The sequence below is a fragment of the Exiguobacterium sp. HSB13 genome (assembly GCF_056764755.1).
The window spans coordinates 1,673,196-1,697,879 of the sequence record NZ_JBUZOM010000001.1 but is presented as its reverse complement, the minus strand read 5'-3'; the positions used below and the strand labels follow the sequence as shown (position 1 = coordinate 1,697,879).

General features: G+C 46.2%; 28 protein-coding genes. 18 read left to right on the top strand and 10 right to left on the bottom strand.

The annotated features are described in order from the left end of the window. The 3 genes from ACZGCQ_RS09030 to ACZGCQ_RS09020 are packed head-to-tail and all read left to right on the top strand — an operon-like array spanning nucleotide 1 to nucleotide 3,883. A complete protein-coding gene (locus ACZGCQ_RS09030) occupies nucleotides 1-855 on the top strand; it encodes a hypothetical protein (protein ID WP_481266061.1) in 855 nt (284 codons plus the stop codon). 34 nt (nucleotides 856-889) lie between these two features. Further along, nucleotides 890-3,031: a type I pullulanase gene (pulA, locus tag ACZGCQ_RS09025; protein WP_481266060.1), complete on the top strand. Its 2,142-nt coding sequence runs from the start codon at nucleotides 890-892 to the stop codon at nucleotides 3,029-3,031. A gap of 51 nt (nucleotides 3,032-3,082) precedes the next feature. Then, nucleotides 3,083-3,883: a phosphotransferase family protein gene (locus ACZGCQ_RS09020; RefSeq protein ID WP_481266059.1), complete on the top strand. Its 801-nt coding sequence runs from the start codon at nucleotides 3,083-3,085 to the stop codon at nucleotides 3,881-3,883. 40 nt (nucleotides 3,884-3,923) lie between these two features. Here ACZGCQ_RS09020 and budA read toward each other — a convergent pair whose 3' ends face one another. The 3 genes from budA to cydS form a co-directional block, all read right to left on the bottom strand. Then, nucleotides 3,924-4,637: an acetolactate decarboxylase gene (gene budA, locus ACZGCQ_RS09015; protein WP_481266058.1), complete on the bottom strand. Its 714-nt coding sequence runs from the start codon at nucleotides 4,635-4,637 to the stop codon at nucleotides 3,924-3,926. Between the two features lie 11 nt (nucleotides 4,638-4,648). After that, nucleotides 4,649-6,340: an acetolactate synthase AlsS gene (gene alsS / locus ACZGCQ_RS09010; RefSeq protein ID WP_481266057.1), complete on the bottom strand. Its 1,692-nt coding sequence runs from the start codon at nucleotides 6,338-6,340 to the stop codon at nucleotides 4,649-4,651. A 162-nt stretch (nucleotides 6,341-6,502) separates the two neighbouring features. After that, complete coding sequence (gene cydS, locus ACZGCQ_RS09005) at nucleotides 6,503-6,604, bottom strand: cytochrome bd oxidase small subunit CydS family protein (protein WP_023469087.1); 102 nt, start codon at nucleotides 6,602-6,604, stop codon at nucleotides 6,503-6,505. Between the two features lie 176 nt (nucleotides 6,605-6,780). On the opposite strand from cydS, the gene trmB reads away from it, so the two are divergent. Beyond that, complete coding sequence (gene trmB, locus ACZGCQ_RS09000) at nucleotides 6,781-7,422, top strand: tRNA (guanosine(46)-N7)-methyltransferase TrmB (protein ID WP_029342370.1); 642 nt, start codon at nucleotides 6,781-6,783, stop codon at nucleotides 7,420-7,422. Between the two features lie 116 nt (nucleotides 7,423-7,538). Next, nucleotides 7,539-8,054, top strand: coding sequence for a hypothetical protein (locus ACZGCQ_RS08995; protein WP_058703918.1), 516 nt, complete (start codon nucleotides 7,539-7,541; stop codon nucleotides 8,052-8,054). 38 nt (nucleotides 8,055-8,092) lie between these two features. Here ACZGCQ_RS08995 and ACZGCQ_RS08990 read toward each other — a convergent pair whose 3' ends face one another. Both ACZGCQ_RS08990 and ACZGCQ_RS08985 read right to left on the bottom strand, forming a co-directional pair. Beyond that, a complete protein-coding gene (locus tag ACZGCQ_RS08990; RefSeq protein ID WP_029342368.1) occupies nucleotides 8,093-8,449 on the bottom strand; it encodes a DUF1304 domain-containing protein in 357 nt (118 codons plus the stop codon). A gap of 69 nt (nucleotides 8,450-8,518) precedes the next feature. Then, nucleotides 8,519-8,821 carry a PepSY domain-containing protein gene (locus ACZGCQ_RS08985; RefSeq protein WP_012371126.1) on the bottom strand — a complete coding sequence of 101 codons (303 nt, stop codon included), beginning with the start codon at nucleotides 8,819-8,821 and terminating at the stop codon, nucleotides 8,519-8,521. Nucleotides 8,822-8,940: 119 nt separating this feature from the next. On the opposite strand from ACZGCQ_RS08985, the gene ACZGCQ_RS08980 reads away from it, so the two are divergent. Together ACZGCQ_RS08980 and ACZGCQ_RS08975 are read left to right on the top strand one after the other, a co-directional pair. Next, on the top strand, nucleotides 8,941-10,011 hold the full coding sequence (locus ACZGCQ_RS08980) for a M42 family metallopeptidase (protein ID WP_481266056.1): 1,071 nt from the start codon (nucleotides 8,941-8,943) through the stop codon (nucleotides 10,009-10,011). 156 nt (nucleotides 10,012-10,167) lie between these two features. Then, nucleotides 10,168-11,181 (top strand): PTS sugar transporter subunit IIC, encoded by a 1,014-nt coding sequence (locus ACZGCQ_RS08975; RefSeq protein WP_481266055.1) that lies wholly within the window; start codon nucleotides 10,168-10,170, stop codon nucleotides 11,179-11,181. An 83-nt stretch (nucleotides 11,182-11,264) separates the two neighbouring features. Here ACZGCQ_RS08975 and ACZGCQ_RS08970 read toward each other — a convergent pair whose 3' ends face one another. Beyond that, complete coding sequence (locus tag ACZGCQ_RS08970) at nucleotides 11,265-11,555, bottom strand: hypothetical protein (RefSeq protein ID WP_023469080.1); 291 nt, start codon at nucleotides 11,553-11,555, stop codon at nucleotides 11,265-11,267. A 126-nt stretch (nucleotides 11,556-11,681) separates the two neighbouring features. Here ACZGCQ_RS08970 and ACZGCQ_RS08965 point away from each other — a divergent pair, with 126 nt between their 5' ends. The 7 genes from ACZGCQ_RS08965 to ACZGCQ_RS08935 all read left to right on the top strand — a co-directional run bounded on the left by ACZGCQ_RS08965 (nucleotide 11,682) and on the right by ACZGCQ_RS08935 (nucleotide 17,068). Then, nucleotides 11,682-11,990 carry a thioredoxin family protein gene (locus ACZGCQ_RS08965; protein ID WP_481266054.1) on the top strand — a complete coding sequence of 103 codons (309 nt, stop codon included), beginning with the start codon at nucleotides 11,682-11,684 and terminating at the stop codon, nucleotides 11,988-11,990. 53 nt (nucleotides 11,991-12,043) lie between these two features. Further along, nucleotides 12,044-12,841, top strand: a complete 798-nt coding sequence (locus ACZGCQ_RS08960; RefSeq protein ID WP_029342364.1) for a DUF1444 domain-containing protein — start codon at nucleotides 12,044-12,046, stop codon at nucleotides 12,839-12,841. A gap of 53 nt (nucleotides 12,842-12,894) precedes the next feature. Beyond that, complete coding sequence (ytpR, locus tag ACZGCQ_RS08955) at nucleotides 12,895-13,503, top strand: YtpR family tRNA-binding protein (protein ID WP_481266053.1); 609 nt, start codon at nucleotides 12,895-12,897, stop codon at nucleotides 13,501-13,503. A gap of 37 nt (nucleotides 13,504-13,540) precedes the next feature. Further along, complete coding sequence (locus ACZGCQ_RS08950; protein ID WP_481266052.1) at nucleotides 13,541-14,473, top strand: hypothetical protein; 933 nt, start codon at nucleotides 13,541-13,543, stop codon at nucleotides 14,471-14,473. A gap of 78 nt (nucleotides 14,474-14,551) precedes the next feature. Next, nucleotides 14,552-15,847 (top strand): UDP-N-acetylmuramate--L-alanine ligase, encoded by a 1,296-nt coding sequence (murC, locus tag ACZGCQ_RS08945; protein WP_481266051.1) that lies wholly within the window; start codon nucleotides 14,552-14,554, stop codon nucleotides 15,845-15,847. 172 nt (nucleotides 15,848-16,019) lie between these two features. Then, nucleotides 16,020-16,535, top strand: a complete 516-nt coding sequence (locus ACZGCQ_RS08940; RefSeq protein WP_023469074.1) for a DUF2179 domain-containing protein — start codon at nucleotides 16,020-16,022, stop codon at nucleotides 16,533-16,535. Nucleotides 16,536-16,627: 92 nt separating this feature from the next. Then, nucleotides 16,628-17,068: a Dps family protein gene (locus ACZGCQ_RS08935; protein ID WP_023469073.1), complete on the top strand. Its 441-nt coding sequence runs from the start codon at nucleotides 16,628-16,630 to the stop codon at nucleotides 17,066-17,068. 53 nt (nucleotides 17,069-17,121) lie between these two features. Here the strand turns inward: ACZGCQ_RS08935 and ACZGCQ_RS08930 are convergent, their stop codons facing one another. Next, a complete protein-coding gene (locus tag ACZGCQ_RS08930) occupies nucleotides 17,122-18,234 on the bottom strand; it encodes an aminopeptidase (RefSeq protein ID WP_481266050.1) in 1,113 nt (370 codons plus the stop codon). Between the two features lie 139 nt (nucleotides 18,235-18,373). Here ACZGCQ_RS08930 and ACZGCQ_RS08925 point away from each other — a divergent pair, with 139 nt between their 5' ends. From ACZGCQ_RS08925 to ccpA, 4 genes are all read left to right on the top strand, one after another. Continuing rightward, the gene (locus tag ACZGCQ_RS08925) at nucleotides 18,374-18,943 is read left to right on the top strand and encodes a DUF948 domain-containing protein (RefSeq protein ID WP_029342359.1); all 570 of its coding nucleotides are present in this window, start codon (nucleotides 18,374-18,376) and stop codon (nucleotides 18,941-18,943) included. After that, nucleotides 18,940-19,476 carry a YtxH domain-containing protein gene (locus ACZGCQ_RS08920; protein WP_481266049.1) on the top strand — a complete coding sequence of 179 codons (537 nt, stop codon included), beginning with the start codon at nucleotides 18,940-18,942 and terminating at the stop codon, nucleotides 19,474-19,476. Before ACZGCQ_RS08925 ends, ACZGCQ_RS08920 begins: the two co-directional genes overlap by 4 nt. 199 nt (nucleotides 19,477-19,675) lie before the next feature. After that, entirely contained in the window at nucleotides 19,676-20,761 is a 1,086-nt protein-coding gene (locus ACZGCQ_RS08915; RefSeq protein ID WP_023469069.1) for a bifunctional 3-deoxy-7-phosphoheptulonate synthase/chorismate mutase, read from the top strand. A 158-nt stretch (nucleotides 20,762-20,919) separates the two neighbouring features. Next, complete coding sequence (ccpA, locus tag ACZGCQ_RS08910; RefSeq protein ID WP_023469068.1) at nucleotides 20,920-21,930, top strand: catabolite control protein A; 1,011 nt, start codon at nucleotides 20,920-20,922, stop codon at nucleotides 21,928-21,930. A 53-nt stretch (nucleotides 21,931-21,983) separates the two neighbouring features. Here ccpA and ACZGCQ_RS08905 read toward each other — a convergent pair whose 3' ends face one another. From ACZGCQ_RS08905 to ACZGCQ_RS08895, 3 genes are all read right to left on the bottom strand, one after another. After that, nucleotides 21,984-22,739, bottom strand: a complete 756-nt coding sequence (locus ACZGCQ_RS08905; RefSeq protein ID WP_481266048.1) for a maltotransferase domain-containing protein — start codon at nucleotides 22,737-22,739, stop codon at nucleotides 21,984-21,986. A gap of 105 nt (nucleotides 22,740-22,844) precedes the next feature. Beyond that, a complete protein-coding gene (locus ACZGCQ_RS08900; protein WP_481266047.1) occupies nucleotides 22,845-24,038 on the bottom strand; it encodes an acetoin utilization protein AcuC in 1,194 nt (397 codons plus the stop codon). Further along, entirely contained in the window at nucleotides 24,035-24,667 is a 633-nt protein-coding gene (locus tag ACZGCQ_RS08895; RefSeq protein WP_035396507.1) for an acetoin utilization AcuB family protein, read from the bottom strand. Before ACZGCQ_RS08895 ends, ACZGCQ_RS08900 begins: the two co-directional genes overlap by 4 nt. Between the last annotated feature and the right edge of the window lie 17 nt (nucleotides 24,668-24,684).

Below are 24,684 nucleotides of genomic sequence, written 5' to 3'. Positions count from 1 at the left end.
ATGAAACTATATGACTTAGATAGTCGATTTGAAAAAAATCCGCTAGAGATGACGAAACGATTCGGTGAACACCAGGCACTTGATTATGCCCATGTCTATCGCAGATGGGAGGCAGGAGAGTTGTTTCCAGGAGAGACGCTCATCCGTCCGAAGAAGTGGTGGCAAGTGATGAAAAAAAGTGAAGTCATTCAACTTCCAGGGAAACAATTATCTCGAAGAGCGTTTGATAAATGGTACAAAAAACGTCTCGAATTACAAAAACTCTTGAACGTCACTGGCGGAGCAGGGGAGGAGGACATTTGGCGAATTCCATTGAAACGTCATTTAGACTTCTACCAGATGTTGCATCTACTAAATGAACAATATGCGATGTTTTATCGAGCGGTCATCCAATATCAAGTCGGAGAAGTCGAGTTGAGTCCGTTCGTCGTCGGTCCGTCCGCGATCTATATCATGGAATGGCTCGATGGTGACGAAAGTATCTATCATATACGGCGAGATAAGTTATGGCGGGAGCAGCCGTTCAAGGCTTCTGCAAAACAAATTTTGAATCCGAACATCGGTTTAAAGCGGACAGAAGATATTTTACGGGTCGTACTCGGACGAGATTACGTCTTGCCGATTGAACGAGTCATCCTCGCCCCTTCAGGTTATTTTGATCAAATTCCAAAAGAAACGACGACGACTTATGTCAATAAAGTCGATTTTCCGAATTGGGTCCAACGGATGAATGCGAATGCGACACATACAAAGGCATTTCAGATGCGGGTATGCGAAAAGATCCTAAAAGAGACGGTATCGATTCCGTTTCACAAGGCGATTCAAAGTGAGGGACAGTCTCGAATCCAAGAGTAAGGGAGGGAGCGACGGCATTGTCGTTGCGAAAGAGATGACGAACCAAGAAGTAGCGATACCAGTGATCCGGGCGGAGTTCTTATCGTTCCAAAGCATCCGGGTCGAGGTCGAAGGCAATCCGTCAATCCACTGGTCGCTTGAATGTGATGGACAATCACTTGCGATCCAGCAAGTCGAGACACACCGTGAGGAACAATTGGTGATTTATGAATTGACGGTTCTGGAACCGGTCGAGCTAGAATGCCGATATGAGGTATTCGGAGCAGGGAGATCGATCCGCGTCGTTCCCGATCGGTTAGTCCGAACGGAAGCATTCGAGCGCAAGTACCGCTACGAAGGGAAACTCGGCGTCTGGGAAGAAGAGGGCGCATTTCACTTTGCTGTTTGGTCGCCGGTCGCAGAACGGATCATGTGTGTCGTGTACGATCAAGATGAACATTTGATTGGAAAGTACGAAATGGAGCGACAAGAGCAAGGTGCTTATCATCTTGAACTGGAACAAGATATCGCAGAGTGCTGGTATCGGTATGAAGTGACGACATACCTTGGCAAACAGGAGGTCGTTGATCCGTACGCTAGTGCGATATCTGAGAATGGTCGATACGGTGTCATCGTTGACGTCGAACGGACGATTACTAAGTGGTTCCCGAAGCGCGTCGCGCGTCCTCTGTTCGTCAAACCGTCAGACGCTGTCATCTATGAAGCAAATATTCGTGATTTCACGATCGATCACTCAGCTGGTTCAAGTCATCCGGGTCAATACGCAGGGATAACGGAACGAGGGACGCGCTCTCCTCGAGGCTATGCGACGGGACTTGATTATCTTCTGGATCTCGGGATCACCCATCTGCAATTGCTACCAGTCCACTTTTTTGAGACGACCGATGAACGGACGCGGTCTCCATATAACTGGGGATACGACCCGATGCTTTGGTTCGGGCTAGCTGGGAGTTATGCGAGTTCGGTTGAACCACTCGTTCGCGTCAAAGAGTACGCGGAAATGGTAGAGCGGCTCCATGAAGCAGGCATTCGTGTCACATTCGATGTCGTCATGAATCACGTCTTCATTCGAGAACGCTCCTCTCTCGAACAGCTTGTTCCTGGTTATTATTTCCGTTACGAAGTAGATGGGACATTATCGAACGGAACGGGTGTCGGAAACGATACCGCATCCGAGCGATTCATGATGCGCCGCCTCATCGTCGACTGTTTGACGTACTTCGCTCGTGTCTACCGCATTGATGCCTTTCGATTTGATTTGATGGGGATTCATGACATTGAGACGATGAACGATGTTCGTGCGGCGCTCGATGCGATTGATCCAACGATTCTAGTGTATGGAGAAGGGTGGGATCTTGCGACAGCGTTGCCGGAACGATTGAAGGCGATGAGTGCCTCTGCTGCGCAAATGCCGCGGATTGCCCACTTTAATGATGTGTTCCGTGACGCGTTAAAAGGATCGACGTTCAGTGAGTTCGACCGAGGATTCGTTGCCGGAGATGGATGGAAGGAAGGGGAGGTCCGAAACGGGATTGCGGGAAGTATCCACATTGACAATCAAACGTACGGACGTTTTCCGGAACCTACCTATTCCATCAATTATGTCGAGGCGCATGACAATCATACGTTATACGATAAATTAAAATTATCTTGTCCAGAGGCGGATGAACAGCAATTATTGCGGATGAGTCGCCTAGCTCAGACGATTGCCTTGTTTGCGCAAGGGATTCCGTTTCTTCACGCAGGTCAAGAGTTTTTGCGTACGAAACAAGGTGTTGAGAACAGCTATAACGCACCAGACGAGATCAATCGAATGGACTGGGAACGGCGGGATGATCATCTGTCCCTTGTAACCTACATCAAGACGATTTTGCAGATTCGTAGGATGCATGGCGGATTCCGATTGCACCGAGCGAATCAGATTCGCGAGTTGCTTCATTTCATCGACTTACGTCCGGGTGTCATCGCTTATGAACTTGGAGCAGTCCACTCATATGATGCATGGCAACGCACGTTTATCGTTTACAATACGACGCGCGAAATCGTGGAAATCGGACTGGATCATTCGCGCTGGAATGTGCATGTACAAGGGGATGAGGCCTCGGTCGACCCGCTTCTGAAAGGTGTCGACAGGATTCAGGTCCTTCCGTTGTCAACGACGATCGCAACGTGTTAAGATAAGCATTGTGCCTTAGGCAAATCTACTAAAAAAGTTGAGCGGATTATAATGGAATTAGATATTTTAGATGCGCTTGGCGAAGGCTGGACCCTTACGCCAGCAGGTGGAATCACAGGAGAAGCGTACATCGCTTCAACCGGACAATCGAAGTTGTTCTTAAAACGAAATTCATCGCCGTTTTTGGCGATTTTATCCGCAGACGGAATCGTTCCGAAGTTATTATGGACGAAACGGATTTATAGTGGGGACGTCATCAGCGCCCAACAGTTCATTGAAGGCGACGAGTTGGAACCCGAAATGATGGAACGTCCTGAAGTAGCACGTTTGCTTGGGAAAATCCATGATTCGAAGGAATTACTGTTCATGCTACAACAGCTTGATCAGCGCCCGATTGAACCTGATGAGTTATTGCGACAATGTCGTTTGTACTTCCAACCAGATGATTTAGAGGATCCGGAGCTCGTGGAACATGCGATGATTTACCTCGAACAAAATCTGGAGCAGGTAAGAACGGATGAGCAGGTCGTTTGTCATTCGGATTTGAACCACAATAACTGGTTGACGGGAGCAGATGGTCAACTCTACTTGAACGATTGGGATGATGCGATCATTGCTGATCGTGCGTACGATCTTGGGATGATGTTATACAGTTATGTGGACGAAGCGGCTTGGCCAGAATGGTTTGAACATTATGGACATCCATTGACGAGTGATTTGAAGCGACGTATGCACTGGTATGTCGTAGCGCAAGCGGTCTTGTCACTCTACTGGTATGAAGATACGCGTCATCCGGATGTCGAGGACAGTTATCATTTTCTTGAACAGCTACTTGAATACTCAAACGACTAAAAAGCGTGTCATTCCGAAAAGGAACGACACGCTTTTTTGCTTAACCTTCTGCGATTTTAATCTCTTTTTCAATATCGTGACTTTCGAGATCCGCCGATCGATAAGCCTCTGTCGTCGGTAGACGTAAATCAAGTTGCGGCTTTTCTTCGAATGTGACGGTGACGTTCTTGACTGTGTAGTCAAAGACGTGACCACCACCTTCGCGGGCAGCATCGATGAAATGAAGATGATATCCGGCAACGGCGATCCCGTGACCGAATCGTGGTGTATAGTATCCGGCAAGCGTTCCTTCCGTGTGCTCAAACGTACGAGCGCTTTGAGAGGCGACAGCTTCCGTGATCGGAACAAATGGTTTCTCCTGACGCGCGACGGTACGTGTTTGCACTTCTGTGAATGCTCCATCGATCCGGATAGCATAAAAGCTATTGATCGTTGGGAGTTGTTCGTTCAGCCAGTGCTCAAACGTCGCTTTTGACATCTCTTCCGTCACGGTCAGGGTTTGTTCCGGCTCGAAATGGGTCAATGTCGCGAAAGGCGTCGTCGTCTCAGGTTGGAGCGGTCGAGCGCTACCATCTGAGCGGAGTTGATAAAACTGACCATCGAATCCAATCATCTCGCCGTCTAAGTGATCAAACGTTCCAATACCGAAATCGCGTTGATCAAGGATAGAAGCGTATGTTACTTCGCTCTCGAATACGCCGTCAAGCAGTGCCATCATCGTTGAAATCTGGACGAGTGTTTTATCGTGTGCCATGTGAATCCTCCTTAGTTCAATTGATCGAGATGAACTTGTTCTCCGAGTGCAATGTTGTCGCGGTAATCGATCGGCACATCGACGATGACAGGACCGTCTGTCGCGAGTGCTTCGTCCATGATTGCTGCGAGTTCCGAAGGATGATTGACGCGTAGTCCTTTTGCTCCAAAGCTCTCCGCATATTTGACGAGATCGACGTCACCAAATGACGTACCGGATTTTCGTTTGTATTTCATCTCTTGTTGGAACGCGACCATATCGAATCCGCTGTCACGCCAAACGAAGTGGACGAGTGGTGAGTTCAAACGGACAGCTGTCTCAAGTTCCATTGCAGAGAAGAGGAATCCGCCGTCACCTGAAATCGAGACAGCTTTCTTTCCGGGACGGACGAGTGTAGCTGCGATTGCCCAAGGAAGTGCGACACCGAGCGTTTGCATCCCGTTACTAAAGAGGAGGTGGCGCGGTTCGTACGAACGGAAGTGACGTGCCATCCAGATATAGTGTGAGCCGACATCGACCGTGACGGTGACATCGTCCGCAATTTTTTCGCGTAACGTCTTCATGAAATAAAGTGGATGCGTCAATGGAGAATCCGCGACAGGAGGAACATCACGATCGACAAGACGTTGATGTAATCCTTCAAGGAACTGAACCGAGCTTTCCGGTAATGTGAGTGGTTGCAGGCGTTCAGCGATTGCGTCGACTGTTTTCGCCATATCACCGACAAGCTCATGATCTGGACGATAGAAGTGATCGATTTCAGCACGCATTTGATCGATGTGAACAAGCGTCCGTTCGTGCGTTGGTTGGTTCCAGAATTTCGGGTCATAACCGATTGGGTCATATCCAATCGAGAGGACAAGATCCGCTTCTGCAAGTAACGCATCTCCTGGCTGATTACGGAACAATCCAACACGTCCGTAGAAATTCGATTCAAGCTCACGTGATAATGTGCCGGCTGCTTGGAATGTCTGAACGACAGGAATCGAGACGTTTTTGAGTAACGAACGAATCGCGTGTACGACGTCTGGTTGACTCGCACGCATACCGAGTAACAAGACAGGGAGTTTTGCATCTTGAATCAAGCGAGCCGTCTCGTCGACCCATGCTTCTGGTGCCACACCAAGCTTTGGTGCTTCGACCGCACGGAACGCCGTGACGTTCGCTTCGCTTAGCCCGACGTCTTGCGGGATACTGACGAAAGCAGCTCCGGCTGTCGTTTCAGCTGTTCGGAAAGCATTCGATAATACTTCTGGAATGTTGTCGGCATCTTGCACTTCCGCACTGAAGTTCGTAATCGGTGTAAAGAGTGCCTGATTGTCCATTGACTGATGTGTTCGTTTTAAACGATCGGCTCGCGTGACAGCTCCGGCAATTGCGACAACAGGGTCACCTTCAGAGTTTGCCGTCACAAGACCAGTCGCTAAATTCGATGCCCCAGGACCAGATGTCACAAGGACAACACCCGGTTTGTCCGTTAAGCGTCCGATGGCTTGAGCCATGAAGGCAGCATTTTGTTCGTGGCGTGCAACGATGAGTTCAGGTCCCCGGTCCTGTAACACATTGAAGACGGAATCGATTTTGGCGCCGGGAATACCGAAGATGTAATCGACACCCTGCTCGATGAGTGAATCGACGACGAGATCCGCACCTGTTTTCTTCTGTACTAGTTCTTTTGAATCACTGTTTTTATTTTCGTTCATTACAATTCTCCTTTTTACCAACGTTTTTGGTGTTCGATAGCTGTAATAAATTATCTGTTTCAAAAAAAGTATACATCTGTTTCATGGTAAAACCAACCTAAAATCGTTTAGAAAATAAAAAAAGTACCTTGTGTACGATTACACAAGGTACAGAGATTGCTCTTATTCGACGTCGACTTTTCCGAAAGTCGCCCAGACGAACAAAGCAGTGATTCCCAATACGAGAACGATGGGAGATGCCCAACTAATCAAGAAATCATCCACAGGATAGCCCTCCTTTTCGGTTCTTACGTACCTTAAGTGTATTAGAATGCTCACTATTTCTCAAGTGACGAACTGCTGAACATTCTTCGAAAGGAAATGAAGAAGTTCTTATATAATTACCCGAATCATGATAAACTTATCTGCGGATAATTTAAGTTTGGAAAGGATGAACGATAGTGCGTTTACGACATAAACCATGGGCGCAGGATTATATGAAGGAACAATCCTCGATCTATATAGCAGAACCAGCATCTCTTAAAGGAGCATGGGCTAGCGAGTTCAAAAATGATAATCCGATCTATATCGAAGTGGGATCAGGGAAAGGAGCCTTCATTACCGGAATGGCGCACCAACACCCGGATGTCAACTTCATCGCGATTGAATTATTCGAAAGCGTTGCCGTGACAATCGTTCAAAAATTGGTCGAGACACCACAATCGAACGTTCGCGTCTTGACGGTCGATGCAAAAGACCTACGTGATTACTTTGAAAAAGGCGAAGTGGCCCGCGTGTACTTGAACTTCTCTGATCCATGGCCAAAGACACGTCATGCGAAACGCCGCTTGACGTATAAAACATTCCTCTCGACATATGAAGATATTTTACCGGCGAAAGGTCAAATCCACTTCAAGACAGATAATCGAAAGTTGTTCGAATCGAGTTTGATGACGATGTCAGCATACGGCATGCGCTTCGACTGGATGTCGCTTGATTTACATGCGAATGAACCGGAAGATAACGTCCGGACAGAGTACGAAGAGCGTTTTTCATCAATGGGTCAACCGATTTATCGGATGGAAGCAACGTACCAAAATTAATTTAGACAAAAAGTTTTCTTATTTTCCTGGTATTTCTTTCACACTTTTTTCTTATTAATTGGTACAATGTTGTTGACTGAAGAACTTGTACTTATAGGTAAAGGGGGAATTTGGGGATGTGGCAGAAAAGCTTAGCCTTCGTAACGGCGCTCTTTCTCGCATTAAGTATCGGTCAATCGGTACTTGCTGCGGTTGATACCTCAGAAATGACGAAAGCATTAAATGAGGAATTACCAACGACGCATTACGATTATAAAAAAGGTTCGGTCGAAATCGAGGATCCGAAGACGTTCACGAATGAAAAAGGAGAAGAAGTCATTGGCGGGATCGCTGTCATCGAGACAGTCCGTGACGGCATCTTCATCACAATCAAACGTGAAATCCACTTCTTCAATGCCGATAGCGGTAAATTGTTGACGAGTGCCGATGCTGCAAAAGTTGATGGTGTAAAAGAATACATCGACGGCAACTCGGATAATCTTCAACAAAAAGTCGTCTACTGGTTACCGATGCTCTTGATGTTGTTGATCATCGCTGTACCAGCGGTCATCTTATACATCGTTGTTCCACGTCTATACTCGACGACGGAATACATGAACCCGATCTACGAACGCAACGACAACCCGCGTTAATCAAAAAAAGCCTCTATCCAATCGGATAGGGGCTTTTCTCATGCAAGCAATACAAAGATGAAAGCAAGTATGGCAGGCAAGCCTTGTTTGAGTAAAATAGAGCGATTGGCGGTCGCGGCACCATAAAGCGCAGCGATGATGACACACGCTAAAAAGAACAATTGGACAGCGACATCCTCACGAATCAGACCGAATACTAATCCGGCTGCTAAAAACCCATTATATAAGCCTTGGTTCGCAAAAAGTGTGCGAATTTGTTGTGATGCAACAGCTTCGTCCGTTAAACCAAACGTTCGACGAGCCGCTTTGGAAGAAAGAAAGAACATTTCAAGTGCTAAAATATAAAAGTGTTCCAAAGCAACGAGGATAACGAACAGCGTAGCAAGAATCGACATGAATCATACCTCCTTTACATGAACGTGGAAAAAAGACCGTACTTCGTCGATCGAAGCACGGTCTTTTGATTAAGCGTATTCGAGTAAAGCGCCAGTTTCGGCATCAACTGTGAATTGATACGTTTTTTCGTCATCACCTTCAAGGACCGAGATGCCACCTTTGTAGCTTTGGTAGTCACGTGACTCATATGCGTAAGCCTCTGGTGTTGCAGAGATCCATGCACCTTGGACACGTCCTTTTGCTGAAAATGTGCGTTTCGTGATTTCGAGCGCTTCCTCGGCAGAAAGTTGTTTGTTATCAACGGCTTTCTTCACTGCGAAAGCGGCGACGACAGCTGCTGCCAATCCGATAATCCAATAGCGTTTTTTCATTAAAATTCCCCTCCTTACAGGTTCTATTCCTACTGTACCAAATAATTCGTTCAGAGAGAAACAAAAGGTTAAGTGATAGAAGCAATTTTTTGTATAATGAGAAGCAGGAGGCGATACATATGAATGAAAAAACGAGAGAGTTATTTCGAACACTGACGGAATTGAATGGGGCACCAGGGTTTGAGCACGACGTTCGTCAGTTCGTTCGCGAACGCATCACACCTGTCACGGATGAGATCGTTACGGATGGACTCGGTTCGATTTTCGGAAAACGAACAGGCGATGCGACAGGACCGAAAGTCATGGTTGCCGGACACATGGACGAAGTGGCATTCATGGTGACGCAAATCACGAAGAACGGAATGTTACGGATTCAACCGCTCGGTGGCTGGTGGAGTCAAGTGTTGCTTGCGCAACGCTTCTCGATCTGTACGGACAACGGTGTCATCCCTGGTGTCATCGCATCGATTCCACCACACTTATTGACAGAAGAAGTACGCAATAAGCCAATGGCGATCAAAGACATGTTCATCGATATCGGTGCGGACTCCAAAGAAGAGGCGGAATCGTTTGGTGTACGTCCAGGTATTCCTGCCGTACCATTCTTCCCGTTCACACCGATGGCGAATCCGAAGAAAATCATGGCGAAAGCATGGGATAACCGCTATGGTGTCGGAATGGCGATTGAATTGTTGGAAGAGACGACAGCAGCGGATCATCCGAACATTTTGTTCTCGGGTGCAACGGTTCAAGAAGAAGTTGGATTGCGCGGTGCGCAAACAGCGACAGCGCTCATCGATCCCGACGTCGCGTTCGTCGTCGACGCTTCTCCTGCCAATGATGCATCAGGAGACAAAACGGAATTCGGTCAACTCGGACAAGGACCATTGCTTCGAATCAAAGACAGTGTCATGATCCTCTCAAAAGAGATGACGAATTACGTCCTCGATACGGCAGAATCGAACAAAATCCCGTACCAATACTATGTCGGTGCAGGTGGAACCGATGGTGGTGTCATCCATCGTTCGAATAATGGGATTCCAACGACAGTTGTTGGCTTACCAGCCCGCTACATCCATACGCATGCATCGATCATGCATACAGATGATTATGATGCGGCGAAGGAATTGCTTCGAAAACTCGTCACGAACCTCGATACGACGACGCTCGCGACGCTACAAGTCAAGTGAATGAAATGACAGACAGTGGATTTGAATCCACTGTCTGTTTTTGTTTAAAAGAACGACGTAAGTGTGAACTGTCTTGTCAGTTGAAAAAACAATGTAGTCGGATAGAAAGGAGATTTGATATAATGATACGCGATGTTAAGAAAAGGACGTGACAAGATGTTCAAACAAAAAGGGATTTCACTCAGCCCTAAAGTATATTTCATCACCGTATTAAGTTATATGGCACTTGGTTTGTTTAGTTCGTTGATCATGGGATTGATCGTGCGGACGATTGGTGAAGGATTGGTGGATCGTGGTGTAGAGGCGAAGTTCCTCATTCAGTTAGGAGAGCAGGCCATCGCGCTGACGGGACCAGCAATCGGTGTGGCCGTAGCATTTGCACTTGAGGCACCACCGCTTATCTTGTTTGCGGCAGTTGCCGTTGGTGCGTTCGGATATGAAGCAGGAGGACCAGCAGGTAGTTATATTGCAACGCTTCTTGCGACAGAGATCGGAAAACTCGTTTCAAAGACGACGCGACTTGATATTTTATTGACGCCGTTCGTTACGTTACTAGCTGGATTCGTTGCCGGACGTTACGCAGGGAAGTGGATTGGAAAAGGCATGACGGATCTGGGCGAGTTGATTCGTTGGGGAACGGAACGCGAACCATTATTCATGGGAATTTTCGTTGCTACCGTCATGGGTCTTGCATTGACAGCGCCGATTTCGAGTGCTGCGCTTGGAATCATGCTTGGTTTGGATGGACTTGCTGCAGGGGCGGCGACGATCGGTTGTGCGGCACAGATGATTGGATTTGGCATCATCAGTTACCGTGATAACGGAATCGGTGGTGTGGTTGCCCAAGGGATTGGAACATCGATGTTACAAGTAGGGAATATCATTCGAAATCCTTGGATTCTTCTACCACCGACGGTAGCTGGTGCTATACTAGCGCCATTCGCGACTGTTCTGTTAATGCTTGAGAGCAATCCAGAAGGTTCTGGTATGGGTACGAGCGGATTCGTTGGTCCGTTGATGTTATTAAAAACGATGGGGTTCGAAATGGAGTATTACCTAGCAGTTGCTGTCCTCTGTTTCCTTGCGCCTGGTATCATCAGTTATTTCATCTATCGTGTCTTACGACGCTTTGGGCGAATTCAAGATGGCGACTTAAAAATCGAATATTAAGTACAAAAAGCTGATTCTAAAGGATATGCCTGTTTGACCGGATGGTGGACGAACAAGCATATGACTTTTTGAATCAGCTTTTTTCATAAAGAGAATCCAAATGAACTTGAATAAAAACTCGTAAAGAAAACGTAGAGATAAATGAGATAAAGTGGAGTCAAATACCGCATGCGTACGACGGGTAATTTTCGAGCGAGTCGTTTTCCGAGTGCTTCAAGTAAAATGATGATCGCAAAACCGACGACCAAATACAAAAAGATTTCCGGTAAGCTCCGTTCGGAATCAATGAAAGAATAGCCGTAACGTAAACAACTCGTCATGCCGACGAAGCCGACGAAGCGTTCGAACGGATGTTTGATTGGTTGATCTGCCATAGTGAAGTCCTTTCCAGGTGTTTTCTAGTTGCAGTATAGCAAACCAAGCACGAAAACGCACAGCCACAATTGAATATGCTATGATGAGGGCAATGACTTCTAGGGAAATCAAAGGAGGAAATCATCATGAAAACATTACAATCCAAACAAGAATTCGATACAGCAAAACAAGGAAATGCCGTCTTTTTATTCTCAGCAAACTGGTGTCCGGATTGCCGCTTCTTAGATCCGTTCATGCCGGAAATCGAGCAAACATTTAACGGCCTCGAGTTTTACTACGTCGATCGCGACGATCATATTGAAATTGCCCAGGAAATGGACATCTTCGGAATTCCAAGCTTTGTTGCGTTCCGCGATGGAGAAGAGACAGGGCGTTATGTCGGGAAAGAGCGCAAGACACCAGAACAGGTGACAGCATTTTTAGAGACGGTTTAAGAAAAAAGCGAGCGCTGACTCGCTTTTTTTCATGATAGAAAGGATGAATTCGAATGGAACTACAACAAATCCGAAGAATGATGACACAAACATTTGAAGAAGAAGGGTACACGACATATTTCGATCGTGAAAAGTCTGTATTACGAATTGAGCGAAAGCACGATAAATCAGGCGTTGATGTCGGATTGAATCCGCTTGTCGCAAAAGCAAAACGAAGAGGTGTCATCGCAGTCGAAGAGACGATCGAATATATCCGTGCTGTACTCGGACAAACGGATCAAATCTCACTCGTTGGACAAGAGCAAAAAATCTTTCCTGTCATTCGTGCTAAATCGTTTGCCGATACGACAAAAGAAGGGAAGACGCTTGTCAGTACACCACATACAGGTGAGACGAAAATCATGTACGCACTTGATTTAGGGGCGACGTATCGTTTGATTGATGAGGAGTTACTAGCGTCTGCTGAATGGACAGCTGAACAGCTATCAGAAGCAGCGCGTTTTAATGTGAAATCGCTTGATGCGCCATTTAAACAAGATGAAGTCGCAGGGAATATCTTTTATTTCTTGAGTCTCGGTGACGGATATGAGGCGAGTCGTGTTTTGAACAAGACGTTATTAGCCGATTATGCGGCGCAAATCGAAGGAGAATTCGCTGTCGGGATTCCGCATCAGGATGTGCTGATTTTCGCGGATATTCGGAATGACGCCGGATATGATGTCTTACAGCAACTGATGTTTGACTTCTTCTCGAACGGTCGTGTACCGGTCACGGCATTACCATTCTTATATGAAGATGGTAATCTGGAGCCGGTCTTCGTCCTTGCGAAAAACAAGCAGCCGAAAGAGTGAAGAATCTGATACAATAGGCATTGTGAGAAAGACGGAAGGGAGTCATGGATTGAATGAATGTGTTTTATAATAAAGAGGGCGTCGGCGACGTCTTAATGATCATTTTGGAAGACGCACCACGTGCGGAAGTGACAGCGACTCGTGAAGGAGACGTAGCAACAATCAAGCATGGTGATCGTGTCGTCGGTTACAACCTGTTTGATGCTTCGACTACATTTACAATCGAGACACAAGGACCGGTTGAATTGACGGAAGAATTGGCAACACGCATCCAAAAGGAACTGGCGAGTCGAGATATCAAATTGTCACTCGAACAAGTGGATTATTCTCCGAAATTCGTTGTTGGGTTCGTTGCTTCTTGCGAGAAGCATCCGGATGCTGATAAATTATCGGTCTGTCAGGTAGAAGTAGATAACGGAACTTTACAAATCGTTTGTGGAGCACCGAATGTAGCGGCGGGTCAAAAAGTAGTCGTTGCTAAACCGGGAGCGGTCATGCCGTCTGGGTTAATCATCCGTCCTTCGGCGTTACGCGGCGTACCATCAAGCGGTATGCTCTGTTCAGCACGTGAGCTCGGACTTGTCGATGCACCACAAGAAAAAGGGATTCTTGTACTCGATGATACAAAAGCAGTAGGGGAAGCATTCTCAATCGGTCGATGATTCGACCGATTTTTTAACAAGATGGAGGGGTGAACGTATGAGTAATCGTTATGAACAGTCACTAAAAGAGCAGGCTGCCCGGATTCGTCGAGAGCTTGCAGGGGAACGTGAGACAAAGCCGGTGGAACGTCCGAAAAAAGAGGAGCGTGAAGATCGCTTCGTTTTAACGGATGTGCCTTCACCGATTTATGGATTCCAACGTCCGAAGCAATCTGCATCGGAAACCGTAAAAGCTACGGAAGAAACGGAAACGAGTGAACAGGTTTCGGAATCAGTGGAAGAGGGAAATACCGATGAGGTTGCTTTGACGGATCAAGAACTGATCGCGCCAGAAGTCGTAGTAGACGAAGCGGAAGCAGATGCTGGTCTTGTACCGGTGACGGACGTCGAATTGCTCGTACCGGAACCTCACACAAGTGAAGAACTCGTGAGAGAAGAACTACCGACCGTAACGGAAGTAGAAGAAACGGACGTAACTGAAACATCTTCCAACAGTGAGACCGTGGAACAATCAACTGTTTCGACAGAAATCGTAGTAGACGAAGCGGAAGCAGATGCTGGTCTTGTACCGGTGACGGACGTCGAATTGCTCGTACCGGAACCTCGCACAAGTGAAGAACTCGAGAGAGAAGAAGTGCCGACCGTAACGGAAGTAGAAGAAACGGACGTAACTGAAACATCTTCCAACAGTGAGACCATGGAACAATCAGCTGTCCCGACAGAGACATCAAGTGAAGCGTCTGCTGATGAAAAAAAAGCTGAGCAACAATTGGAGAGCTTCGCACCGATTCTTGATACATCTGCTATTGAAGTAGATCAAGAGTCATCTGTTACCGAGGTGGATAAGCCTGTTCAGTCGGAAGTGAAAAAACCGGTCGGACCGCCTGTCAACGTCGTCATGACAACGAAAGACTTGATGGCGATGTATCGCGCACGTCGCGAACAAAATAATTTACATGGTAAAAAATAAATCGGTTTGCTATAATGGTACAGGTTTTGTACCCGAGCCCGATGGTACGGACCGGAACGTGAATTGGAGGGCTTTTATATGACAAAGTATCATTTTGTTGGAATCAAAGGAACAGGGATGAGTGCGCTCGCCCAAGTACTACATGAGATGAATCATGAGGTGCAAGGTTCAGACATCGAAAAGCACATTTTTACTGAAGACGCGTTACGGGCTAAGGGAATTCCATTTTTCCCGTTCAATGCGGATAACATCAAAGAAGAGTATGTCATCATCCAAGGAAATGCTTTTGGAGATGATCACCCAGAAATCGCACGGGCAAATGAACTTGGTTTAACCATCCATCATTATTACGATTTCTTAGGACACCTAGCAAATGAATATCGTTCGGTCGCCATTACAGGCTCACACGGAAAAACGTCGACGACAGGTTTGCTTTCACACGTCTTGAGCGGTATCACACCGACAGCTTTCTTGATCGGAGACGGGACAGGAGCAGGAGTAGAGGATGCGAAAGCATTCGTCTTCGAGGCATGTGAATACAAACGTCACTTCTTATATTACAAGCCGGACTACGCTATCATGACGAATATCGACTTCGATCATTCGGATTATTTCACAGGAATCGATGACGTCGTTTCGGCATTCCAAGAGATGGCGATGCAGGTTAAGCAAGCGATCGTTGCTTGTGGAGATGATGAGCATCTTCAAAACATTCAAGCGAATGTACCTGTTCTCTATTATGGATTTGGAGAAAACAATGATTTCCGCGCAGAAAACGCGACGTCAACGCCAGACGGTACATCATTTGATGTCTATTTACGTGATGATTTCTACGGCACGTTCCTCATTCCAGGATTCGGTCGTCATCATGTCTTGAATGCACTTTCTGTCATTGCGATCTGTCAGTACGAAGGATTGAGCAAAGACGACGTTGCTGAACGTTTAGCCACATTTGGTGGTGTAAAACGTCGCTTCAGTGAGTCGGAATTCGGCACACAAATCCTAGTAGATGACTACGCGCACCATCCGAAGGAAATCAGCGCGACGATTGAGTCGGCACGGAAGAAATATCCGGACCGTGAAGTCATTGCGATTTTCCAACCGCATACGTACACACGCTTGAAATCATTCATGGATGATTTCGCGACTTCTTTACGTGAAGCAGATGCGACATATCTATGCGAAATCTTTGGATCGGCACGTGAGCAGGAAGGGCAAGTTCGCGTCGAAGATTTACAAGAGAAGATTCCGCAAGCTTCTATTCTGACGCGCGACAACGTTTCTGTTCTACGTCAGCATGAAAATGCTGTGCTTCTGTTCATGGGAGCAGGCGATATCCAAACGTACCAGCACCAATACCAAAGTGTAAAATAAGCGAGAATCAAAAGTGTCACTCGACTGGAGTGGCACTTTTTTTGTCGTAATTTTGAATTATGATAGTAATTTCAAAAAACCGATGAGGAAAATCTAAAATAGGATTGCATCTTGAAATAAAGTTTGAAATAGTGTGTATGTGTTGAAGTTATTAACAGAAAGGAAAGACACCATGGGACAGATTTTACTCATCTTATTGCTCCAGTTGATTTACGTTCCTGTTTTGACATTACGGACGATCATGCTCGTCAAAGGGCGGACCGTCATTGCCGGATTATTTGGAACGGTTGAAACATTGATTTACATTTTTGCATTAGGAATCGTGTTCCAAGACTTAACGACACTTGGTATGGTCGTTTATGCGCTCGGATTTGGTCTAGGAATACTCGTCGGTGGATATGTCGAACGAAAACTCGCCATCGGTTACAATATGATTCAAGTGCATACGCAAGAATTTCCAGCGGAACTGATTCAAGTCATTCGCGATAATGGTTTTGGTGTGACACATTATCAAGGACAAGGACGCGACGGTGTCCGTTACCGGTTAGATGTTCTTGCAGCCCGAACACGTATGAAAGTGTTACGTAATCTCGTTGAGGAATACGAACCAAAGGCCTTCCTTGTTGCCTTTGATTCCGTCGACTTTAAAGGTGGCTACATGTTGAAAGGTCTAAAACGCCCTCGTTGAATGACTCTTCCTGAAAATGATGTTTATCCTTTGTTATTTAAGGATAAAGATGAAGTAGGACGTCATTTGAAATCAGGAAAGGGGAATGTCAGATGATCAGTAATCATGCAAAATCAGCTTTAAATCAACAGGTAGCAAACTATGGAGTACTGTTCGTTAAACTCCACAATTATCATTGGTACATTAAAGGACCAGATTTCTTAACGCTTCACGAGAAGCTCGAAGAACTGTATACATGGGTGTCTGAACAATATGATGTCGTTGCGGAACGTCTCCTAATGAATAACGGAACACCTTCTGCGACACTGAAAGAGTATTTAGAGCAAACGACGCTTGAAGAAGCGAAATCGGGGTTATCGGCAGATGAAATGATTGATTCCGTCATCAAAGACTTCCAACAAGTCCGAAAAGAGATGCTCGATGCGATTGAACATCTTGAGGCACAAGACGTGACAGTTGAAGATGATCTGCTTGGTCAAGCGAAGGAAATCGAAAAACAAATTTGGATGCTTCGTGCGACATTGAAAAAATAAGTTAAAGAAAACGGATGACCCGGTCCTGTAAAGGATCAGCCATCCGCTTTTTCTTATTTCAAGTTTTCAGGATTGAGGACTTCGAGTTCTGGAAGGACGAAACGACCGTCTTTGCGGATCAATACGTCGTCGAACCAGATTTCTCCACCACCGTAATCAGGACGTTGGATATTAACGAGATCCCAGTGAACGGATGAGTCATTACCGTTGTAGGCTTCTTCGTAAGCTTGACCTGGTGTGAAGTGGAAGCTGCCATCGATCTTTTCATCAAACAAGATATCCTTCATCGGATGCTGGATGAATGGATTGACACCGATCGCGAATTCGCCTATGAAACGAGAACCAGCATCTGTATCGAAGACTTGGTTGATTCGATCTGTATCGTTTGCCGTCGCTTCGACGATTTTACCGTCTTTGAACGTCAGTTTGACGTTTTCAAACGTGAACCCTTGATACGGAGATGGTGTGTTATATGAGATGACACCGTTGACCGAATCCTTGACCGGTGCCGTAAAGACTTCGCCGTCTGGAATGTTGGCGTTTCCAGCGCATTTGATGGCTGGGATGTCTTTGATCGAAAACGTTAGATCCGTTCCTGGTCCGACGAGGCGAACGCGATCCGTCCGGTTCATCAAGTCGACGAGTGGTTCCATCGCTTGGCCCATTTTTTCATAATCAAGCGTACAGACATCAAAGTAGAAGTCTTCGAATGCTTCTGTCGATTGGTTGGCAAGTTGCGCCATCGATGCAGTTGGGAAACGAAGGACGACCCATTTCGTTCCTTTGACACGATCTTGTGTGTGCATCTTACCGATCGTTTGACCGTACAGTTTCATTTGTTCAGCCGGCACATCTGATAATTCATTGATGTTATCACCAGCACGTAGTCCGATGTAAGCGTCCATCGCTTGCATCTGCTTGCGTTCAATGTCTGCCATCAATTGGAGTTGCTCTTCTGAAGCATTTCGGTATAATTTTCGTAGGATACGATTATCCTTAAGTAAGACGAACGGATGACCGCCAGCCGCGTAGGTAGCTTCAACGAGTGCCTCGACCAGTTCGCGTTCGATGCCGAAGTTTTCAATCAATACTTTTTCACCAGGTTCAAGGGCAACCGAATAGTTAATCAGATTCGTTGCCAGTTGAGTAAGACGTGGGTCACGCATGAAATTTCCCCCTCGAAATGGATGATATAGGTTTCAATTATCATTGTAACGGAAATAAACCATTTGGAGTAGCAGGAACGACTTGTTGCACGTCGAACTAACAATAAAAGACTATGCAAAAAAATTGGAGGCAAGAACCATGGAAATCACATTAGGCGGAATCGCCGGATTAGTCGCTGCGATCGCATTCGTAGTGCTCGTCATTTTCCTTGCCCGTGTATTAGGTGCTGCGAGTAAGACGCTCAACAATGTAGCCAACACGACAGCAGGACTTGAACGTCAATTAGACGGTATCATGATGGAGACGACAGCGTTGTTACATAAGACGAATCGTCTGGTAGATACGATTGAAGAAAAAACAGAATTGCTTGCACCTGTCGCAAACTCGATCGAAGAACTCGGTACGTCTTTAAACAAAGTGACAGATTCTGTCCGAACAGTATCCGATACGGTTGCTGGTGCGGCGGATACGAATAAAGAACAGATTGCGCAAGCAGTCCGTTGGGGCTCAGTCGCTGTAGAGTTATTTAAGAAAAATAAACCGGCAGAAACTACGGTTCAAAATCATTCGACGGCAACGACGACGGTTGAGAAAAAGCCACGTCGTCGATTCCGGAAAAAGGCAGAGGCGCCGGTCACACCGGAAGTCGTATCTGTACCAGACGTCGAAAGCATTCCAGATGAGTTGAAGGGAGATCGTAAATCATGACGAAACAACACCCATATCAAGCACAAGATTCTTCTAAAGGAGGAGGCTTCCTTGCCGGAATCATCGTTGGTGGATTGATCGGTGCTGCGGCAGCTCTCCTTTCTAGCCCGAAATCAGGCCGCGAGATGCGCGACATGATCGATGAGCGTACAGCGCCTGCGCGTCAACGTTTGACGGAACAGACACAAGTCGTTCGCGAAAAAGCAGAACCACTCGTAGGTGAGTGGATTCAACTAGCAAAAGATAAAGCAGCACCTGTCATTGAAAAAGCAAAGAATAATCCAACGGTTCAAGAAGCGGCACAATATGCGGGCTTTGAGAAGGATCAGGCAAGCATTGATGCTGCTCTCGCAGAAGCAGAACAACTCGTACGTGACATCGAACGTGAAATTGGCGACGAAGTCGATGGGGCGTCAGTGGCAGAAGAAATCGACAAGGAGACGGTCGTTGAACTTTCGGAGTTACGTGAACAGTTAGCAGATGAACAAGATGAAGACAATGATCCGCAGTCTGATGTGAATCATAAGAAATAATCAATAAATGAGGAGCTCTCATCATGAGGGCTCTTTTTCTATGTTTCCTTATAGAGAAAACATAAAAAAATTATATGAAAAAACGTAATTTATTTTCATATTTTAAGAAATCATGCAGCTTCTTTATGTACAACAGGGAAAGAGTTCGCTATAATTAGTTGCTATTACGAGCTATATGCTGATTAGGGAGTGGTAGGACATGGATCAACATGCAGAATTAAAAAGATTACGTGATGAACTCGATTTAGTGAATGCAGAATTATTGGAATTGATGAACCGACGTGGTCAAATTGCCGTCGAAATCGGAAAAGTCAAACGAGCACAAGGGCTAGATCGATACGACCCTGTTCGAGAACGTCAAATGCTCGAATCAATTGCCGCTAATAACCATGGACCTTTTGAAACAGGACGCCTTCAGCATGTATTTAAAGAAATTTTCAAAGCTTCTCTCGAATTACAAGGAGAAGATCGGACTCGGAAATTACTCGTATCACGGAAACAAAAACCGACGAATACGATCATCCGGATCGGAGATGCCGTCATCGGAGACGGTTCGCAACAATTGATCGCTGGACCGTGTGCGGTCGAGAGCGAAGAACAAGTATTTGAGGTCGCGGAACAGCTCGCGAAACATGGCGTGAAGTTCATGCGAGGCGGAGCGTACAAACCACGTACATCGCCTTACGACTTCCAAGGTCTAGGACTCGAGGGTCTAAAAATGTTGAAAAAAGCAGCAGATGCGCACGGTTTGCATGTCATCACTGAAATCATGACACCGAGCGCCGTTGAATCTGCTTTACCATATGTCGACATCATCCAGGTCGGCGCACGCAACATGCAAAACTTCGATTTACTCAAAGAAGTCGGTCGTACGAATAAACCGGTTCTTTTAAAACGAGGTCTTTCTGCAACGCTCGAGGAATTCATGTACGCGGCTGAGTACATCATGGCAAGTGGTAACGATCAAGTCATCTTGTGTGAGCGTGGTATCCGGACGTACGAGCGTGCAACACGGAACACGCTTGATATCTCAGCAGTTCCGATTCTGAAGCAAGAAACGCATCTTCCTGTCATGGTCGATGTCACGCACTCGACAGGACGTAAGGATTTACTCTTGCCAACAGCAAAAGCGGCATACGCGATTGGAGCAGACGCTGTCATGGTCGAAGTCCATCCGTTCCCAGCACTTGCGTTGTCTGATGCGAACCAACAACTCGATTTCCAAGAATTCGATACGTTCATCGAAAACTTGACGACTACCTTTCCGGCACTAAACGTTCAATGATTTCCGAAAAAGGGTAACCTAAAGCGAATGAAAACGTTTTACAATGAAGGAAGAATGGGAAAAGAAAACTATCTTTTCCTGTCTTCCTTTCGTGTTGCCTAAAAATGAAAACGAAATGAAAACACTTGAGATGGATCATACTAAAGGAGGAATTTGTTTTGAATAGTAATATTACGATTTACGATGTCGCGCGAGAGGCTGCTGTTTCGATGGCGACCGTATCGCGTGTCGTCAACGGAAACCCGAATGTTAAACCATCCACACGAAAAAAGGTCCAAGACGCAATCGAACAGCTTGGTTATCGTCCGAATGCTGTTGCCCGTGGACTGGCAAGTAAAAAAACAACGACGGTCGGTGTCATCGTGCCCGATATCTCGAACATCTTCTTTGCGGATTTAGCACGCGGAATTGAAGATGTCGCGACAATGTATAAATACAACATCATTTTGTGTAACTCCGACCAAAACCGGGAAAAAGAGATTCATTTGCTCAATACATTACTTGGGAAACAGGTGGATGGAATCATCTTCATGGGCGGACGTCTGCATGAGGATCTCGTTCGTGAGTTTAAAACATCACCGGTACCAATCGTTCTTGCTGCAACGTTGAATCAAGATTATGATCTTCCTGCCGTCAACATCGACTATGAGAGTGCTGCGCACGATGCTGTGAAGTCTTTGATCGACCGTGGACATGAACGGATCGGGTTTATCACTGGACCACTCGAACAGCAAATCAATGGTGAAAAGAAATTTGCGGGTTATCGCCGAGCACTTGAAGAAGCAAATCTTCCGTTTAACGAGCAAAATGTCGTCCTTGGAAACTATACGTATGATTCAGGAATGAAGGCGATGAATCAATTGCTTGAACTTGGAGAAGATTGCCCACGCGCGATTTTTGCGGGAACGGATGAGATGGCTCTTGGTGTTATCCATGCCTTACAGGATGCTGGACACCGTGTACCGGAAGACTTCGAAGTCATTGGACACGATAACACACGTCTTGCGACGATGATTCGTCCGAAACTGACGACTGTCGTTCAACCGATGTATGATATCGGAGCAGTCTCGATGCGTCTATTGACGAAAATCTTGAACAAAGAAGAAATTGAAACGAACGATGTTACATTACCACACCGAATCGAACAACGGGATTCGACACGCCCTTAATCGAAAAAACGTCTCTTCTCTCAAGCAAGCTGCTTGAAAAAAGAGACGTTTTTTTATTTTGCGACGGTAATAAGTTCATCTTGATGATGGTGAAGTTGATCATTTTCGACATGGAGTCGAACCGTCGTCTGACCAGGTGCAGTCAATGTCACTTTCCCGCTGTACGCATCACCCTTTTTTTCTAAAGGAACATAGGTATGCTTTTCCATGCCGGTTTCAATGACTTCCACTTGTACGTTCGCCTTTAGCGGTTTCCCATCAAGGAAAACATGAAAGGAGACGGGGAGTTCAGCACCAGCTTTCGCTTTTGTTGCGCCCATGTAATGGACAGACAGACCGTCGACGGCTTCGTGATCATGTCCATGCTCGTGCGATGCTTCCTCTTTTTCATGTGAATGATCCATGACGACGAATGAGATCTTATCCATATGATGGAGTCCTTTTTTATCATTGATATGATACAGTCCTTCATATTCCCCTTCAGCAAGTTTTGCTTCTGCTTGATAAGAACCTGTCTTTTTCAAGGTTGCCTTGAACTTTTGATGGGCACCATCTTGTTTTCCGGCTTCCCACACTTCAAATGTCACGTCTTCAAGGTTAACTGGTTTCTTTTGTTCGACAGCTGACGCTTTAAAAACAACTTTATCTTCTTCCATTGTCTTGGCTGGAACATTGACGTTGACTTCGACCGTCGGTTTTCCTGACCCTTGCATGTTATCGTGATCCATTGCCTGTTTTTCATTGCCACATCCTGCGAGTACGATCCCCGTCGACAGAATAAGACCGGAATAAAGCCATGCCTTTTTCATGATGATTCCCCCAACTATTATTCATTTACTAAGTAAAAATTCCATATTTAGTATAGCAACAAGTTGTGAACTCCGAACGAAATAAATGTGAAGATACAAAGTCAATTAATCAACGGAGTAGGGGGAAGTCGTAGTCAATTGTCTCTTACGCTCATCGCTAACGAACGGCCAAATCAATCGTTTGACGGTTTCCCAATTTTTTTCTTCGATTTCAGGTCGTCGCGGAATGGCCGGGTAGAGTGGCGTTGGATCATGCCAGTGTGTTGGCGGGGGTGTTTCTTCTCCACTCCAACGTCCTTGCCATGAAATAGGAATCTCTCCACGAAACGGAGCTTGTCCGGTCATGGCAGCAAAAACTTGACTCCACGCGCGGGGAACGACACGATACCAGTCATAGCCGCCGCCTCCTAAAGCAACGATTTTTCCATTCGTATATTTATTTGCTGCAGCGACGGCGATTTGAGGTATCTGTTCATAACTTTTCATCGTTAAGGATAGATGAGTCAATGGATCAAGCGCGTGTGCATCGGCACCATTTTGCGTAATGATGAGATCCGGTTGGAACAATTCACAGGCTTCAAAGAGTGCCGTCTCATACGCGAGTAAAAACGAATCATCTTCCGTAAAGGCGTCCAGTGGCACGTTCCAACTAAATCCATACCCTTCTTCAGATCCCCGTTCCGTCACCATTCCCGTTCCTGGAAACAAATAGCGACCTGTTTCGTGGAGCGATAACGTCATGACGTCCTTTCGATTATAAAAGGCCCATTGCACCCCATCGCCATGATGGGCGTCCGTATCGACATAAAGAATTTTACAGTGATATTTTTCAATCATGGCTGCCATGGCGACAGCGGTATCGTTATAGACACAAAAACCAGAGGCACGTCCTCGGAATCCGTGATGCAATCCACCACCGATATGAAAGGTTCGCTTATATTGACCAGATAAGACGAGGTCACATGCTTCGATCGTGCCGCCGACAAGGAGAGAAGCGCCCGAATGCATCCCCTGGAACAAAGGGGTATCTTCTGTTCCTAACCCATACATTTGGGCTTTAAGTGGCGTTAATGCACCGGTCCCGGCTGCTTTGACTGCAGCAATATAATCCTGATCATGAACGAGTGCCAGTTCTTCATCGGTCGCATGACGCGGCGCGATACAAGGAACATCATCTAATTGATGCATCGCTTCAAGTAAGGAAACGGTTAATTCGAGACGAATCGGATTAAATGGATGTGTCTCCGAAAACCGATAAGTCGCTTCTTCAGGACTGTACAGATAGGCAAAATCCTTCATCTGCTCACATCCGGTCCAAGTACATCGAATCCTTCTTTGCGCAACTTTTCGATGATCCGAATCGGATTCATCGTCTGGACACGAAACGCAACGATCCGGACATACGGATCGTCTGTTGGATACACGAGTACATTTAAGATATTGATATTCGTTTTGGCAAGCAGTGCGGCAATTTTTGCTAATGTTCCAGCAGTGTTTTCAACACGGATTTCGATTTGAGAACTTGGTTCGAGTGCACCCGTCAATTGAACGAATGTCCGTAACAAATCCGTTTCCGTGACGACACCGACAAGACGTCGACCGCGGACGATTGGCAGACACGTCAATCGATATTCATAAAACAGCACAGCCGCATCTTCGAGAAAATCGAGCGGGTGGGCCGTGACAGGACTTTCAATCATGATGCTTGAGACCGGATACTGTAGGTCTTGTTTTGCCGTATCCGGATGAAAGATGCTACTTGCACTTTGAATTTCCTTTAGTCCGACAAGACCGACGAGTTCATGACGGGCATTGACGACGAGAATATGACGAATCTGATGACGTTGCATGAGTTCAACCGCATGCGCGATGGAATTCGTCGGTTGCATCGTGATGCACGTCGTATTCATGATTTGTTCGATTAACATGACGATTCCTCCTCGAG